This window comes from Pedococcus sp. P2_A3 (assembly GCF_056405035.1).
In genome coordinates this window covers 18,860-35,580 of the sequence record NZ_JBFUCW010000009.1, presented here as the reverse complement: position 1 = coordinate 35,580, position 16,721 = coordinate 18,860, and the positions used below count along the sequence as shown (strand labels likewise).

At 65.3% G+C, this 16,721-nt stretch carries 9 protein-coding genes; 5 read left to right on the top strand and 4 right to left on the bottom strand.

The window, feature by feature from the left end; all coding sequences use genetic code 11:
• The first annotated feature begins 12 nt into the window (after positions 1-12).
• Together AC1DX8_RS09335 and AC1DX8_RS09330 are read left to right on the top strand one after the other, a co-directional pair.
• Positions 13-1,977: a glycosyltransferase gene (locus tag AC1DX8_RS09335; protein WP_477629645.1), complete on the top strand. Its 1,965-nt coding sequence runs from the start codon at positions 13-15 to the stop codon at positions 1,975-1,977.
• A complete protein-coding gene (locus tag AC1DX8_RS09330; RefSeq protein WP_477629644.1) occupies positions 1,952-3,301 on the top strand; it encodes a nucleotide disphospho-sugar-binding domain-containing protein in 1,350 nt (449 codons plus the stop codon). The genes AC1DX8_RS09335 and AC1DX8_RS09330 overlap by 26 nt, the downstream gene beginning before the upstream one ends.
• Positions 3,302-3,428: 127 nt before the next feature.
• Here the strand turns inward: AC1DX8_RS09330 and AC1DX8_RS09325 are convergent, their stop codons facing one another.
• Positions 3,429-5,027 (bottom strand): sialidase family protein, encoded by a 1,599-nt coding sequence (locus tag AC1DX8_RS09325; protein WP_477629643.1) that lies wholly within the window; start codon positions 5,025-5,027, stop codon positions 3,429-3,431.
• 829 nt (positions 5,028-5,856) lie between these two features.
• Between AC1DX8_RS09325 and AC1DX8_RS09320 the strand changes: the two genes are divergently transcribed.
• Together AC1DX8_RS09320 and AC1DX8_RS09315 are read left to right on the top strand one after the other, a co-directional pair.
• Complete coding sequence (locus AC1DX8_RS09320; RefSeq protein ID WP_477629642.1) at positions 5,857-9,861, top strand: Eco57I restriction-modification methylase domain-containing protein; 4,005 nt, start codon at positions 5,857-5,859, stop codon at positions 9,859-9,861.
• Complete coding sequence (locus tag AC1DX8_RS09315; RefSeq protein WP_477629641.1) at positions 9,858-13,319, top strand: helicase-related protein; 3,462 nt, start codon at positions 9,858-9,860, stop codon at positions 13,317-13,319. Before AC1DX8_RS09320 ends, AC1DX8_RS09315 begins: the two co-directional genes overlap by 4 nt.
• Positions 13,320-14,269: 950 nt before the next feature.
• Here AC1DX8_RS09315 and AC1DX8_RS09310 read toward each other — a convergent pair.
• Together AC1DX8_RS09310 and AC1DX8_RS09305 are read right to left on the bottom strand one after the other, a co-directional pair.
• Entirely contained in the window at positions 14,270-14,608 is a 339-nt protein-coding gene (locus AC1DX8_RS09310) for a hypothetical protein (RefSeq protein ID WP_477629640.1), read from the bottom strand.
• A gap of 422 nt (positions 14,609-15,030) precedes the next feature.
• Entirely contained in the window at positions 15,031-15,285 is a 255-nt protein-coding gene (locus tag AC1DX8_RS09305; protein ID WP_477629639.1) for a ribbon-helix-helix protein, CopG family, read from the bottom strand.
• 247 nt (positions 15,286-15,532) lie between these two features.
• Between AC1DX8_RS09305 and AC1DX8_RS09300 the strand changes: the two genes are divergently transcribed.
• Positions 15,533-16,171 (top strand): hypothetical protein, encoded by a 639-nt coding sequence (locus tag AC1DX8_RS09300; RefSeq protein WP_477629638.1) that lies wholly within the window; start codon positions 15,533-15,535, stop codon positions 16,169-16,171.
• 83 nt (positions 16,172-16,254) lie between these two features.
• Here the strand turns inward: AC1DX8_RS09300 and AC1DX8_RS09295 are convergent, their stop codons facing one another.
• On the bottom strand, positions 16,255-16,686 hold the full coding sequence (locus tag AC1DX8_RS09295) for an NUDIX hydrolase (protein WP_477629637.1): 432 nt from the start codon (positions 16,684-16,686) through the stop codon (positions 16,255-16,257).
• Between the last annotated feature and the right edge of the window lie 35 nt (positions 16,687-16,721).

Here is a 16,721-nt window from a genome sequence, read left to right as displayed (position 1 = left end):
TACCATGCGTGCGTGACCTCCACCCTTCCGGCGCCGACCCTGGGCAGGCTCGATGCGGTCCGGTCCGCCTCGTCCTTCCTCGAGGCGGTCGACCTCATCGACCCGCTCGCGGAAACCGTGCGCGTCGACGGCGATGCCGCAATGCGCGCGCTGCGCGACGCCATCGACGACGACACCGACCAGCTGACGGCGATTGTCGCCGTGCACGCTGCGGCAGCCGGGGGAGTGGCCGTCGCCGCCGCGCTCGTGGTGCCGCTGCTGACTTCTCCCGTGCCGTTCCTCCGGGAGCACGCCGTGTGGGCCCTGCGCTCGTGCCCCGTGCTGCCGGATGTCATCGGCACCCTGCGGGTGACGATGGAGGAGGGCGGCTTCCTCGGCATGCTGGCCGAGGCCACGCTCGAGGCCTGGGGGCTCCTCGCTCCCGACGACGATGACGTGGCTGACCTTCCTCGAGCGCGTCCCGCCGACCACGACCCCGACCACGACCCCGACCACGACCCCGACCACGACCCCGACCACGACCCCGACCACGACCTCGATCCCGACCCGTCCGGCCTCACGGTCGCCCAGCTCTTCCTGCACGCCGACATCGACGGAAGCCTCATGCACGCGGGCAAGGGCGACACGGGTGGGATCGCGACCCTGCTCGTCCAACTCGGCGACTCGCTGGTCGACGACCCCCGGATCGCCCGGGTGCTGACCCTCTCGCGTCGGCACGACGACGGCGGTCGGTTGCCCGAGGACTGGTTGGCCCCCGGCCACCACTACCTCGGCATCCCCTTACCCGGGCCCGTTCGGCCCGCCGCGGAGACCTGGCCGCTTCGCGTGACCGTGCGGCAGGGGCTGCGTCGCGCTCTGCGCGCAGCTGCTCCCGTCGACGTGCTCCACCTGCGGATGGCTGATGTCGGGTCGTGGGCCGCAGCCGACGTGGCGCGCGAGCTGGGGATCCCCATGGTGCTGACCCTCGCGCCTGACCCGCACGCGCTCATCGCCGCACGTGAGGCATCGGGCCTGCTCACCCGCGCCACGTTCGGCTCGGCGGACCACGCCGAGCACCTTGTCTTCCGGGTGCTGCTGCTGCGCGACCTCGCCGCCGCCGCCGCGGGCCTTGTCGTCTTCCCCCGACCGCAGCTGGAGCGCGACCTGCGCGACCTCCTGCACCTCGACCCGGAGGCCGGCGACCGTCCTGTCGTCGTGCCCGAGGGCATCGACCTCGCCCCCCTCGAGCGCGCCGCCCGTGAGGTGGCCGAGGCCGCCGATGGAGTCGACGTCTCCGCTGCGACTCGAGATGCGCTGGCCGAGCTCGACGCCCTGCTCTCGACCCTTCCTCCCGAGCGCCGCACGCTCCCGCTCGCGATCACCGTCGGGCGGCTGCACCGGGTGAAGGGCATGGCGACGCTCGTCGAGGCGTGGGCGTCCGACCCGCGGTGCGCCGAGCGGTGCAACCTGCTCGTCGTCGGGGGCGACCTCGGCGACCCTTCCGACGACGAGGCCGGGCAGCTTGCCCGCATCCATGCGTCGGTTCCCCGCTCAGAGGCCGCCGAGCGCGGTCTGCTGTTGGCGGGCCACCGCCCGAACGGTGTGGTCGCCACCTGGTTGGCAGCCGTCCGCCTCGGCCGGGCCGGCTTCAGCGCGCCGGGTGGGGTGTACGTGTCTGCCAGCCTCAAGGAGGAGTTCGGCATCGCCATCCTCGAGGCGATGGCGTCGGGGCTCGTCGTGGTCGCCCCGGGAGGGGGTGGACCCGCCACCTACGTCGAGCACGGAGTGACGGGCCTGCTGGTCGACACCACCTCGACCGACGTCCTCGCGGGTGCAGTCGTGTCGGCGCTGGGCCTGGCGGCTGCCCCGGGGGCCGCTGCCCGCGCCCAGCACGCCAAGGACGTGGTGCAGGATGAGTTCAGCATCGCCACGATGGCTTCGTCCCTCGCCGCGGTCTACTCGGAGGTCACCCGTGACGCTGCTCGTCATCAGTCCTGACTACGCCTCACACCTGCTTCCACTCGCGACGCTCGGCACCGCGTGGGCCGAGGCGGGCGAACGGGTCGTCGTCGCCACGGGTCCGGCGACTGACGCGATCGTGCGCAGGTTCGGCTTCGAGCGCGAGGACCTCTCCCTGGGGCGCGGGTCCAACCCGGGAGTCATCCGCGCCGAGGACCAGCCGCGCGGCGAGGACGAGGCGCTGCGGGGGTTCTTCGAGGCGACTCGTCTCGGTGCTGTGCCGACCCTCGCGTTCCAAGCGGCCGCCCGCGGCGACGACCTGCTGTGGGAGCCGTTGCGGGTCGCGCGTGAGGTGCAGGACCTCGTGGACCGGGTCCGCCCCGACCAGATCATCGTGGACCACCTCGCGTTCAGCGCCCGGTTGGGCCTCACGAGCGCGCGAGTGCCGTATGCCGACGTCGTCCTCGGGCACCCCTCCGCCCTGACGGTGGGTGACGAGGTCTACGGCTATCCGCCGGCCTGGCCGACGCGGCTGCAGCCCGACCCGGGTGCCCTCGGCGCCCTCCGCCGCCAGTGTGAGGGGGTGCGCGATGCGTTCACCGAGCAGTGGAATGCCGTGCTCGCCACCCTCGACCCAGGTGCGGTCGCCAGCAACGACGCCTTCGCCGAGACCGGCGATGTCCTCCTGCTCAACTACCCCGAAGAGCTGCACGCGCCCGATCGAACCGCGCTCCTGCCCCGGCACGCCTTCCTCGGATCCTCGGTGCGCTCCGAGGAGCCCGATGAGGAGGTGGAGGCCTGGCTGGCCCGCGATGGCGCACCCGTCGTCTACGTGAGCCTCGGCAGCTTCCTCTCCGTGCGGTCGGACGTGCTGGCTCGCGTCGCGGAGGCGCTGCGCAGCCTCGACGTGCGGGTCGCGCTCGCAGCCGGCTCCACGTCTCGTGACGAGCTCGGTCCGATCCCCGCGTCGTGGCTGGTCCGCGCCGAGCTTCCCCAGGTCACGATCCTGGGGCAGGCCGTGTTGGCGATCTCCCACGGTGGCAACAACAGCGTCACCGAGGCGATGGCAGCGGGGGTGCCGCTGCTTCTCCTGCCCCTGTCGACTGATCAGTTCGCCGGGGCGGCCGCGATCGAGGCGGCTGGCCTCGGGGAGGCGCTCGACCCCAACGCGGCCACGCCCGCGCAGCTGCGGACCGCTGCCGAGCACCTCCTCGCCCTTGCGCCGGACGCGTCGGCCCGGCTCGCCCGACTGTCGCTGGACCTCACTCGCGATCCCGGGCCCCGCCGTGCCCGTGCGGCGCTCGCGGGACGGGAGGACACCGTGGCTGGGCCGCGCGCGACCGCCGGTAGCGGCGGGCTCTGACCCGGTGCAAGCATCCTCAGGGGGCGCGCCGGTGCGAAGAACAGATTGAGTTGCGACGACCGACCGGCCCGATCCAGTGGAGGCTTCGCCGATATTGCGCCGGTGTCGGTCTCGCGGCGAGGTCGCCCTAGGGGGCGAGGTCGCCGTAGATGTTCTGGTCCAGGCCGCCGTCCCGTGGACAGGTATCGCCCGATGTCGGGGTGGCGCGGCACTGCAGGACGTCGGCTCCCTCCCCCGGCTCGGGGGTTCCGGCGACGGGGGTCTCGCGGGCGTCGGACCCGGACACGGTGTCACGCCAGTCGGTCCAGGTCGTGAAGGTCGTGGATCCCACGCTGTCCACCCACAGGTAGTCGCCTGCGAACGGCACGGTCCTTCCGCCGAACTGCTCGAAGTTCGGGTTGCTCGACGTGTCAGTCACCCGGACTGCCGAGGCGGCGCCCGGGCCGGCCGTCAGGGAGAAGGCCTTCGCGTAGACGTCCAGCGCGTCCTGGACGACCCGCTTGTCCGCTGTGTTGCCGATGGGCTGGCGGGCGCACTCCGCCGCGGTCGCGCAGCTGGAGTCCTTGCGGCTGTCCCACCAGATGACGTGGGCGGTTCCGGCGTTCACGGCGACGTCCGGGAAGAGCTGGTGCTGCTTGGTCGGGGTGTCGACCAGGACCGGAGCGGTGTGGGTGCCCGTCGCGCCGTTCAGCACGACGTAGTACGCAACCGAGAGCGTCCCCACGCCGTCGGCGACCATGCCGTACGAAGTCCCTGTCGGGACCTCCGGACCGTATGCCGCGTCGTAGACGATGTGGACGTTCTCGCCCGAGCGGTCGTTCTGGTCGGTGGCCGAGCGGGGCGTGGTGTCGGCGCGGAAGAACGTGTAGCCGGAGGGGCAGGCGCTGGCGGCGTCACCGCAGTCGCGGAAGCCGCTGTCCCGGTGCGCATAGCCCTCGAACGTCACCACCGTCTCGGCCGGGGCGAAGGTGGCGCCGCACGTCGTGCTCTTGGCGTACTGCACGGCATCCGTCTCTGTCTTCTTGTTGCCCAGGGTGGCCACCCAGGTGACATAGACGTGACCGTTGCCGGTGACGGTGACTTCGGGGGCCTGGACGTCGTTGACGCTGGTGGTGAGCAGGCTGGGCGCTGACCAGGTCTGCCCGTGGTCGGTCGAGCGGGACAGGTAGATGTTGCTGCTGTTGTTGTTGAAGCGCGACCAGGCGAAGTACACGTTGCCGTCACACGAGCCGCCGGTGCGGTCGACCTCGATCGCGGTCTTGTCGTTGAACTTGCCCCTCAGGTTCGGCGCGGACGAGCCCCGGGCCACGATCTCGGATCCCACGAACTCGGTGCCGTCGCGCAGGGTGTCAGTACTCGACGGACCAAGCGGGTTCTGGAAGGTGGCCACCCAGACGTCACCGAAGGTCTTCTTCGACCCTGCGGGGTCGTCTGAGCTCTCGGAGCCAGCGAAGAGGCGACCGTGGTTGTCCCAGGCCAGCACAGGGTCACCGGCGCCGGCGGTGCGGATGTGCGCTCGTGCGCCATAGGGGCTGGTGTCGCCCGGGTAGCCGGGTACCAAGGAGCTGCTGAACGACGCGCCACCGTTGGTGGAGCGGTAGTAGCCCAACCAGATCGGCCCCGACGGGATCGGAGCACCGTCGCCGTCGACACCATCGTTGTACACGCCGCAGTAGTCGTTCGAGCTGCCGACCAAGACCTGCTGGTTACGGGGGTCGATAGCCACCGAGGGTTCGTTCTGCCGGCCTCGAGAGCGCGAGCACTCGGACAGCGTGGCGTCGGTGTAGGGCTGGCCGGTCGCCATCGTGTACGTACTCGTGTAGCCCCCGCCTGTGTCGTTGCTGAGTCGGACGTCGCCACCAGGCGCGGATGCTGGCGCGGCGGTCGCATTGGCGGCGGCGATCAGGATGACTGCGATGACTGTCGTTCCGAGACGTGCCCGAGCGCGCATGACGTCCTCCAACAGGTGTCTGGTGGTCCGTTTGTGGACGGTACTCCTGAGCGGGTTGAAGGAGAAGATGCATCTGGAGGACCAGTCAGAGGAACCAACGGGTGGCGCTCGTCCCGGTGTCACTTGGCCGCGATTGCGCCCCTCCAAGCCTCTGAACTGCGAAAACGTGGTGGTCCCTCGGGCAAATTCGAACTGCCGACACCCGCCTTAGGAGTCGCATCGGCGGCCGGGCGGGGCGAGTCCCGAATCTGAATTTGAGCGTGGATGCTTGTCATTTACTGGCGGTCGCTGGGTGTTTCTTACCCCGTCCTTGTGCCACATCCGTGCCACAAGGAGGCGGCCTATGAACTTCTTGCGGGTCGCTGAGATGGTAGTCGTCCCGTCGCAGTGCATAGCCGGGACGGCGCTCAGACGAGCCTTGTAGGCCTCGGCTGGAAGAGCCTACGGCCGCGCGGAGTTCCCTGCTTCGGATTACACGCCTCCGACGTCTTGAGTCTTGGTGTCGATTCACGCCGAATGCCCAGGTTCTGGCGAGCCCGGTCGATAGGGTTTCCGTCTGGGGTTGCGCCATGGCGGCCCAGAGTGAAGGCCGAGGAGTAGCACCGTGAGGTTGACCGCCGACAAGGCTGTGCCGTGGACCGATGCGTCTGCGCCGGCCAGTCTTACGACGGACAGGATCTTCCTGGGCCCTGACCCGTTCGGACTTGGCGGATTCCAAGTGGCAGTCGCCACTGCCGTGATCGCGCCGTCGCGACAGGCACTGCGGGATCTGTTCACCGCGCGGAAGGGCAAGACGCAAATTCAGCTCGTCGTCGCTGTGATCCACGAAGGCAGCGTTCACCTCTTCGGTCCTGACCAGCAGGCTCGGCCGATCGAACTTCCGGTGGAACAGGCGCAACGGCAACTCCAGTCGGTGCTCGCCGAGCCCGACGTGCTGGCCGCGACAGAGCGGTTGGCAGGGTTCCGCAAGGCGAACGACTCGACTGGCGTTGCGGGCTTCAGCAACAGCGGTCTGTTTGCGTCTCATCACATCGTGAGCAACGTGCCAAAGCGCTCTGACTGGGACGGGCTGGGTAGCAAGGCTCGGCCACTCCTCACCAAACGAGGCAAGCAGCTCGTCGAGGCCCTCGGGTTCGATACACAGCCCGGTCCGAACGGAACAATGCTTTTGTCCATCGGCGGACACCCCCCTAGGGCGATCGCCGTCTTGCTCGACGATTCCGAGCATTTCGACGCCAAGACCCAGCGCTTCCAGCTCTCGCCGGTGGCCTTCGGCCTTGCGGTCGCTTCACGACAGGAGGTCCCGTGGCTGGTGGTTCTGCGCAAAGACCAGATTCGGCTCTACCCGGGTCGCGATGGGGTTGGCGTTGGCTCCAAGGGGCAGGCCGAGACGTTCTTCGAGGTCGACCTCTCGACCGTCGATCTTGAGTACGCCGCGCTCCTGCCGCTGATCTTCTCGGCGGACGCGCTCGCAGCCAACGGAACCGCCGACGAGCTTTTGCGCGACAGCTCTCGCTATGCCAGCGAGCTTGGGGCTCGTCTCCGCGAACGCATCTACGATGAGATCGTTCCTCCGGTCGCTGTGGAGGTCGCGCAAAGGCTCGCCCAGCACGCTGGGGTCAAGCTCGATTCCGATGGTCTTGCGCTCGCCTACCGTGTCACCCTTCGCATCCTCTTCCGTCTGCTGTTTCAGGCCTATGCCGAGGACCGAGGTCTCCTGCCGTCAGGGCGGAATGAGGGCTTCGATGCCAACAGTCTGAAGACGAATGCTAGGCGGCTGCTTGCCTCAGAGCTCCAGGAGTTCGGAAACTCGTCGACCATCTGGTTGGACTTGGTCCAGGTCTGGAACGCTATCGACCAAGGGAACCCGCAGTGGCAAATCCCTCCCTACAACGGCGGTCTTTTTGCGGCCGATCCGGACCGTGCCCCCGAGGGCGCACTTATCAAAAAGATAGATCTGCCGGACAACGTGCTCGGGCCTGCGTTGAAGAGCCTCCTCATCGACGTGACCGACGACGGTGTGCTCGGGCCCGTTGACTTCCGGTCGCTGAGTGTTCGCGAGTTCGGCACGATCTACGAAGGGCTTCTGGAGAGCTCGCTCTCACTCGCAGAGGAAGACTTAACTGTAGACAGCAGTGGCGCCTGGGTGCCGGCCAACAAGGGCGATGTAGTGGCGGCACCGTCCGGTTCTGTCTACTTCCATACGGCTTCGGGCGAGCGGAAGGCGACGGGTTCCTACTTCACACCGAAAGTCGTCGTCGACCACCTCATCGAACGTTCTATCGTTCCCACGCTGTCGGCCCACCTTGAGAAGATCGCCGCCTCCCTGAGGGAGGGTGATGCATCGGCCGCTGGGCGGGAGTTCTTCGACTTCCGCGTCGCTGACTTGGCTATGGGCTCTGGGCACTTTCTTGTTGCAGCGGTCGACAAGATCGAAGCGCTGATGCGGACCTTCCTCACCGAGCACTCGTTGCCCGGTGTTACAGAGGAGTTGTTGCGGCTCGCGGCCGTTGCTCGCGATGCGCTCGGCACCGACGATGTCGCCAAGAGTGAGGTCGACGAGGTTGGACTGCTGCGCCGTCAGGTGGCGCGCCGCTGCATCTACGGCATGGACATAAACCCGATGGCCGTCGAGTTGGCTCGTCTCGCACTCTGGATTCACACTTTCGTGCCTGGCCTGCCGATGAGCAACCTCGACCACGGCCTTGTGAATGCAAATAGCCTGACCGGTATCGGCACCGTCGACGAGGCCCTCGATGCTCTCCAGCCGAACCGGAGTCCTGGCGAGATGAGCCTCTTTGACGACATGCTCACGGACCAGCTCGCGTCATCGAAGACTCTCCTCATTGACGTGGCCAACGCCAGCGAGGCCAACAAGGCAGAGGTCGAGGAGGGCGCGCGTCTTCTCGCAGAGGCACGGGCGGCCGCCGATACGGCTCGGCGCATCTTTGACGCCGCAGTCGCCGCCCGCCTCGGCCACATAGTGCCTCAACTCATTCTCGATGAAGAGACTCTCCATCAGGTGCTGAAGCTGCCTGCGGTTGCCCAGGTCGCCGAAGACTTGTCTCCAGCCCATATGCCCTACCTATTTCCGGAAGTCTTCTTGCGCGAAAACCCCGGATTCGATGTGCTGCTTGGCAACCCGCCATGGGAAGAGCTTCACATCGCGGAGCATCACTGGTGGGGGTTGCGCCTCCCGGGACTGCGAAGCACGCCTCAGGCTCGGCGAATCCCACTGCTCGCGGCGTTCCGGGCCCAACGCCTGGACCTCGAACGCCAGTATCAAGAAGAGATCTCGCACGTCGAGGAGATCAGGCGTGCGATTGCGGCGGGGCCATATCCAGGCGTAGGCGCTGCACACTTGGACATGTATCAGATGTTCGCCTGGCGAAATTGGCAACTGCTTCGGGAAGGGGGCCGTGCGGGAACAGTACTTCCGCGCGGCGCTGTCTCAGGTGCTTCCCTTGCCGAGTGGCGGAGCACCGTGCTGGCCGGCGGTGCCTTCACAGACGTGTGCTTCATCGAGAACACTCGGCGCTGGGCATTCGATATGGAGCCCCGGTACACGATCGCGTTTGTTGTCATAGCAAAGGGCGGAGAGAGGGTCGTGCGCTGGTCAGGCCCATTTAACAGCGAACGTGACTTCCGGGAAAACGCGACTCGACTCGCAGAGGTCCCTGCCGATGAGTTTGTGTCGTGGTCAGACACGGCGGCCTTCCCAATCGTGCCTGACGCACGTGCAGCCGATGTACTTCGCCAGCTCATGCACAGCCCGATGTTTGGCGACCTGCAGGATGATCGCGAGTTCTCATTGATCCAAGGTGACATGAACGCGACCAAGGACAAGTCTGTATTTGAATTCGATGTCGAGGAGGCCCGAGGGAGAATTGCTGTCACGACTGGGGCGGGATTCAACATCTGGAATCCGGACGCCGGCCTGCCTTACGCCTACTCAAAGCCCGCGGTGTTGCGCCCATACCTCGCGAACAAGTTCTCTCGGGCGGTCAAGACCTCACGATCTGCATACTTTGGTTTGCCGATTCATCCAAACAAACTGCAGATGGATAAGGCCCGCATCGCCTACCGTGGGATCGCAAGGGCTACCGATACCAGGACTGCGATTGCTTGCCTACTGCCGCCTGGTCGTGCTGTCGTTGACCCTGCCCATATGGTCGTCACCCGCCGCGGTGGCCCACCAGATGAGGCATTCCTTCTGGGAGTCATGGGGAGCATCCCGTTCGATTGGTCCGCCCGCCGTTGGGTCGAATTGCATCTGACCTTTGGAGTCCTGCGCCGGTTGCCCGTGCCGTGGGGGGGATTTGAAACAGAGGCAGGAGCGAGATTGCGTTCAATCAGTGGCCGTCTTGCTGCCGTTGATGACCGGTACGCGGATTGGGCGGCTGAGGTCGGTGTTCCGGTGGGTTCGGTCAAGACCCCGGCAGAGAAGGATGACCTCCTAGCCGAACTTGATGCGCTGGTGAGCGTGCTCTATGGCCTCACCGAGGATCAAGTCGAGTACGTTTTCGCGACCTTTCACCGTGGATGGAACTACCAGGCCCGCCTCGACGCGGTGCTAACGCACTACCGAAGGTGGAGGGACGGAGCATGAGCCAGCTTCCTGACTTCGCGACTAATCACGCGCCGAGTGACGCCGCGACGACGGTCGCGGACAAGATCAACGAGCTGTTTCGGGTTCTTCGTCAGAACAAGGTGACGGCTCCGCCCATCGCCATCGCCACGGCGTACGTCAACCCAGCAGGCTTCGCGCTGCTGGCTGACGAGTTGGAGACAGCCCCGCGGGTCCGCCTGCTGCTAGGCGCAGAGCCCGAAGGAGACTCGGTTCGCGCGATTACGTCGGGGGACTCTGACCAGGACGCGCGTAGGGACGCAGCAATCGAGCATCACCAAATGTGGCTTGAGGCAGAGCGCGACACGATGGGCTTCGCGCGAGTGCCCACGACGGCGGCGAAGCGAATGGTCGAGTGGCTGCAGAGCGTTGACCCCCTCGGAACAGCGAAAGTTGAAGTCCGGCGCTACTCCGGCGGGTTCCTTCACGGCAAGGCATACCTCGTGGAGGATGGAGCAGCGCAGGCCGCTATCGCGGGGTCGTCCAACATGACGTACGCGGGCTTGGCCCACAACGCTGAGCTGAACCTCGGCACTGGCGGGGGCACCAGCTCGGCGGCCAAAGTGCGCGAGTGGTTCGAGCACTTCTGGGGTATGAGCGACCAATACGACCTTGCTGGGCTCTACGGTCATTTGTGGGATCCGCATACACCCTGGATCGTCTACCTACGGATGCTTTGGGAGTTGTACGGCGAGCACCTCGACGTCGATGAGAACCCGAATGTCCGCACCGGCCTTAATCTCACGCGCTTCCAGGCCGACGGTGTAGCGCGCATGGAGCGGCTGCTCGACGAGCATGGCGGGGTCTTGGTCGCGGACGAGGTTGGCTTGGGTAAGACCTTCCTCGCTGGCGAGGTCATCTACCGCACCGCCAACATCAACCGACAGCGCGTTCTCATCGTCGCACCGGCCGCGCTGAAAACGTCGATGTGGGAGCCATTCTTGGTCACGCACGACTTCAGTCGATGGGTAAAGGTCTACTCCTACGAGGAGGTCCGCAATCGTCTAGACCCGGACAAGGGACCGGTCGACGCATTCCTCAAGGAGATCGAGGATTACTCGCTCGTCGTGATCGACGAGGCACACAACCTCCGCAACTCCGGAGCGCAGCGCTCGGGCGCGGTGGACCGCGTGATCACGGCTGGCAACCCGAAGAAGGTCGTCCTGTTGACCGCGACACCGGTCAACAACTCGCTTACGGACCTTGAGACGCTAGTCAAGTACTTCATCCGTGACGATGCCCGGTTCGCGTCGCTGGGCATTCCGAGCATCAAGGAGTACATCAAGCAAGCACAGGCCATTGATCCGGCCAACCTTACGCCGGAGCACCTCTTCGACCTCATGGACCAGGTTGCCGTGCGACGGACGCGCAAGTTCGTCAAGGAGCACTACGCCAACGAGCTCATCGTGGGCCCGGATGGAAAACCGACGACGATCAAGTTCCCGCAGCCGAAGGTGCGTCGCATCCAGTACGCCCTCGACGCTGACGGATTAGCCCTCATCGACGCAATGGTCTACGCCCTCGACGATCCCACGGACCCGCATGCACCCCGTGCCTGGGAGGACCGCAGCCGCGATCCTAAGCGCCTTATGCTCGCTCGTTACTTGTCGAGCATGTACACCGTCGACCACGACCTGCAGGAGTATCAGATCAGTAACGCTGGCCTTCTTCGGTCGGGCCTGCTGAAGCGACTAGAGTCGAGTCCCCAAGCGTTGCATGCGTCACTGCGGAACATGGTCGCCTCCCATGAAGCCTTCCTTGAGGCGCTCGAAAAGGGTTTTGTCCTAAAAGGCGAAGCCCTCAGCGAGTGGGCCTCATCGGACTCAGATGACCTTGACGAGTTCGTCCTCGAGTTCGACAAGGACGACCAGATCGAGTCGGTCGACGGCTACCACCTGACCGAACTGGCTGCAGATGTCCAATCAGACGTCGCGCTACTGTGCGAACTGCGAGACTTCGCAGCTGCCGTCATCAAGGGCACCGAGCCCAAGGTCGACAAACTGATTCATGAGCTCACGCAAATCGCTAGAGACGCCCAGCGTACGGACCCCCGCGGGTTGTCGCACTCGGACCGACGCAAGGTCATCATCTTCTCGGCATTCACGGACACGATCCTGCCGATCTACGATGCCGTCGAGGACGCAATCAAGAAGGCGCCTGCCGGATCTCCGCTTGCGGACTACAAGGACCGAGTAGCACCGCCTGTCATGGGGTCGTACGCGAAGACCCATGAGCGCGGCGCTAGCGGTGGTGTCGACCAAGGCGGACGCGCCTCCACAATCGCGGGATTCGCGCCGTTAACGGCTGGACCTCGCAACGCTGCGGGGGAGCCCATAGCCAAGGACGAGTTCGACATCCTGTTCACAACGGACGTTCTAGCCGAAGGGGTAAACCTTCAGCAGGCCGGCCAGATGATCAACTACGATCTACCGTGGAACCCGATGCGCATCGTCCAGCGACACGGTCGAGTGGACCGCATCGGATCAAAGCACGATTACGTCTACCTGGGGCTCTTCTTTCCGGCGGCGCGACTCGACGAGTTGCTGGAGTTGGAAGCTCGCTTGGAGAGGAAATTGGCGCTGGCTGACGCTGCTGTCGGTGCCGGCGAAGTGCTCCCGGGACGGGGTCCTGGTCACGAGGTCAATCTCGCCGACGACCAGGTCACGGACGAGTTCGAGAAGCTACTTGACGCGGGTGGTTCCAGTGCATCCCTCTCGGGCGAGGAGTACCGCCGTAGGCTATTCGGCGCCTTCAACATGGAGTCTGTCCTGAAAGAAGGCGTGCTGAGCCTTCCCTTCGGCGCGGGCAGTGGCTTCGTCAACCCGGTCGTGAACGGGAACGGGTACGTCTTCTGTGTCCGGATCGGAAACAGCGCGAAGCCGTGGTTTCGCTATGTGCCGGTGGATCACAACTGGTCGCTGCGCTACACCGAAGACGGGTCGCCGATTGTTTCGCCGGATACGCTCATCTCGCTCCGAGTTTCGGACCCACAGAACACAACGGCGGAGCGATGGCTGCCCGAGGATGTCTACGATCGCGCCTTCGACGCGTGGGAGGTAGCCCGAGATAGCGCATACGCGGCCTGGAAAGACCTGACGGACCCCAACGCCTTCCAACCCGACCTCCCCCTGTCGTTCCGAGACGCCTACGCACTCGTCTTGCAGCGGGGCACCTTCATGGATAAGGACGAGCGCATCGACCTTGCAAGTCGTCTGCGCAGCGTCCCTACGGCCAAAGTGTCTCGACAAGTGCGCGGGGCGCTTAATCAAGGTGCCACCGATGAGCAGCGCATCGAACTCGTTCGGGAGGTCCTCGATGAAGCGGGCATCACCGCCCCTCCCCCGCGCGAGCCGCTGCCCGACATCGAGAAGCACGAAGTCCGGCTGGTGACCTGGATGGCAGTGAAGGGGACTCGCGTCGTCGAGGGAGAGGTTCAATGACCTTCGACCGGAACGCAGGCGAACCACCGACGGCCTACTGCCACCGAGCCGATAGCGGAGCCGATCGCCGCCGGAGTGGTCGAGTCAAGGGTGATCGCAGGTCATCGCGTAGCGACGCGTAGCGTCCTTGACACGATCCGGAGGTGGCGCACGATGGCGCGTCGGATCGGTAGTCAGCGAAAAGCGTGCTGACTGGGGCGTCCCGCCTTGGATTTGGTAGCTATGCGGCCTTGTGATGTGCGTGCCGCCTCATGGCCGCTTGGAGGCCTTCTGGGCCAAGAAGCGTCAGGAACGAGCGACCATCGCACCTTTGGCAGAGGGTGGCGCATGCGACGTTCCACTGGTCGACCTTGCCGGTGAAGGCTGAGGTGACGGCAGTCAGCTGCTCTGGAGCGCCGCAACCTTCGCAGCGCGAAGCCACGGGGCATTCGGAAGTGTCCAGGAGCGAGTCGGGCGGCGGCTGGAGGTCGAACGGATCTCGGTCGAGGCCGTCGAACGAACTCCACCCATCCCCCAAGACCCGGCCGGTGGCGAACGGCTCGGTAACGGGCTTCCTCGTGTCCCTGTGTCGCTTTCGCGCTGCCTTTTGCTGCCGTCGCTTGTTCTGGTCGCTGGCCATGAGGGTCAGCATGCCCGATTCGTTGGTCGGTGTGATCGCGTTTGGCTTGACTAGTCCGGGTGCGGTGGGGTGCGCGTAGGGCGCGAAGCGCCCGAAGCGCGGGGCCCCATCGCGGGTCCCGGACCGAGCGGCGCGAAGCGCCGCCCTTGATCACTTAGAGGTCAATGCCGCAACCGCCATGACAGCGAGGCGTGTCGCTTCCGTGGCTGATGCGCCGGTCGGGTGAGAGGGACGCCTGGGACCTTCGATTGAGGTAACTCGCTGGGTGAATGCATCGCCGCGTTGGCGGTTGGTCAGGCTGAGAATCGACGTGGCCACCTGGGCCCGGTGTCTAGCCGTGTCCCCGACTCTTGCCGTAGTAGTACCCCGTGATCCCACCGAGCAACGTGCCGAGCGCTGAGACGATGACGGCGAAGAAGGCCACGAGGTCCTTCAATGATCCCGGGTGCCACCACGCCGTGACTGCGGCGACACAGATGATTAGGTACAGGGTGATGAAGAACAGGAGGACAAGTCGGGTCGCGATGGTTGCCGCGGTCTCGTCATGTGCCCTGATCGGATCCCACTTCTTGTCGCGCGGCGCGGAAAGGCCGCGCTGAGAGGCCTCTGGGTCGGGCGGGACCGTCTCGGCACCTAGCTCCGCCCCCGTGTCCGCCTGCGGCTCACTCATCATCGGACTCGATGCCATCGTCGGGACAGCGGCCCGCGGCCAACGGGCAGCCTGAACAGTTCGCGATGCGCTGGAGCCACTCGCCGCAGGTGCAGTGGGCTAGCTCTGCGGACGTGATGCACCGGTAAGCCCCAGAGTTCGGCCGGTGGCGCCCCGGTCCGCATGTGGCCATGTACGCAAATCCCGCAGCACACAAACACGACGAGAGCTCGACGCCCTTGAGCGTCGAGCTCTCGTCCTCATCGGACAGGTCCAGCTGGGTGGTGGCCCGGTGACGGCCCTCCACCTTGTGGCGGCTCTTGTGCTCCCCGGTGCACAGGCATGGGGGAGCCGAGGCATCGCTGACGGTGGCGGCAGGGTCTTCCCCTACCAGGTCAACGATCTCTTGTCGCTGGGGCGGCATGCTTGCCTCCTGTCAGCGCTCAGCGGATGAACTCCACCTCGCGCGTGCCGCGCTTGGGATCCTCGACGAGGATCCGAGCGTCTCTGTTCTGGACGTCGTGAAGCCACTTCTGAGTCGAGATGGCTCGACGCAGTTGTTCTGTGACTGATGTTCCGTCCTCATCAGCCATCTCCTTCAACGCGTCCACCACTTCTTCGGACAAGTTGACGGTTAGTTTTACAGCCATCGTCGGCCTCTCTCTCTCGTAACCGGTATGCCTGCCGGCCTTGCGCAAGTGGCGGATCCTGCGGGGCCGTGTATGACACTATCCCGTATCGAGCATACCTAATGTCAATAGTTCTTCCGTATCGAGTTGTCAAGAGTGCCGTATTTCTTCTGTACAGGGTACGGCTTCGATCTACCGCCGACAACCCTTTGACCCAAACGACGCGGCGCCGGGTCTGGGGCTCCCAGGGCCTGCAAGCGGCTTCCATGGCCATGGCGGCGACCGCGCGCATGGGGACGTGCGACAGACTCCGCTCGTGGGTATCGATCAGCACGACAAGACGACGCAGCTCTTCATCCGTCGAGCCGCACGGATATTCGACTCGGGATTCGCCAAGCGCCCCGACGCTTTGGCGCTCGGTACGCAGATCAAGGTGCGGATCACGGAGGGTTGGCCCGGAGCTCAGATGTCGTTCGGCGACCTCCCCGACGAGGAGACGATCGCGCACGTCGTGGTGCTCTTACGACCGTTCACTTTGGCCAAGGACACGCTCGCACACTCGAAGGTGCGAGCAGCGCTGCGGTCATTTCCGGGGGCAGCTGACCCACGAATCGCGGCGCACCTGGACAACCTCGACAAAGACTGGCGGGGCTACCCGGCCGCAAGGTGGCAGATCATGGCTGGCAACCAAGTGACCGGCGAGATGACCTTGAAGCCGATCTGGGACAGCGAAATCGCCCGTAAGTGGCTGTACAGCGACTTGGTTCACGCGGACGATGAGGCCGACATCCTCGACGCGCTAGGGGATCCAGAGATCCGCCAAGCCGGGTGTGCCATGGCGCGTGACGGCTTGATCCTGGTAGCGAACACGTGGTGGCTGGCGCATCAACTTCGTCCTGACCTGGCCCCCGAACCGCCGGATCTTGACGGCAAACTTCGGTTCGCCTCGCGCTGAACTGACGCCATCAGCGTGTTGGGTCCGCGGAGCTCGTTTGAGGTAGAGGTGAAGCAGATGGTCTCGCTGGGCGCGGGCTGCCGTCAGTCGAGAGGTTTTGTCCCATCGTGAGAGCGGGTAGTTGCCGGGCCATGCCCAAGCACATCGTGAATGCGGACGGCGTAGGCAGAAGGCATGAGGTTGTTCACGCTGGCCACCGGGTGCCAAGCAACCGCGATGGCTTCCTCGGATTCGGTGACTGGGGCAGAAGCTGCGCTGCATCGATAGACCAGTGCGACGATGCCACGAGTCATGTTCTTGTAGACGCCGCCCAGGGCTTCGATGTGAATCTCGACGCCGGTCTCTTCGCGCACTTCGCGCCGTAGGCCGTCCTCGATTGACTCGTCTAGTTCGAGCACGCCTCCGGGAGGCTCCCAGCGACCGTTATCGCGGCGCTGGATAAGCAGTACCTGACTGGCGTCGTCGTCGAGGATCACAGCTGCGACGCTGACCGAATGGCGTGGTGTCTGTCCCATGTGGAGGCCTCCTTCTGACACAGTGTAGGTAGTAC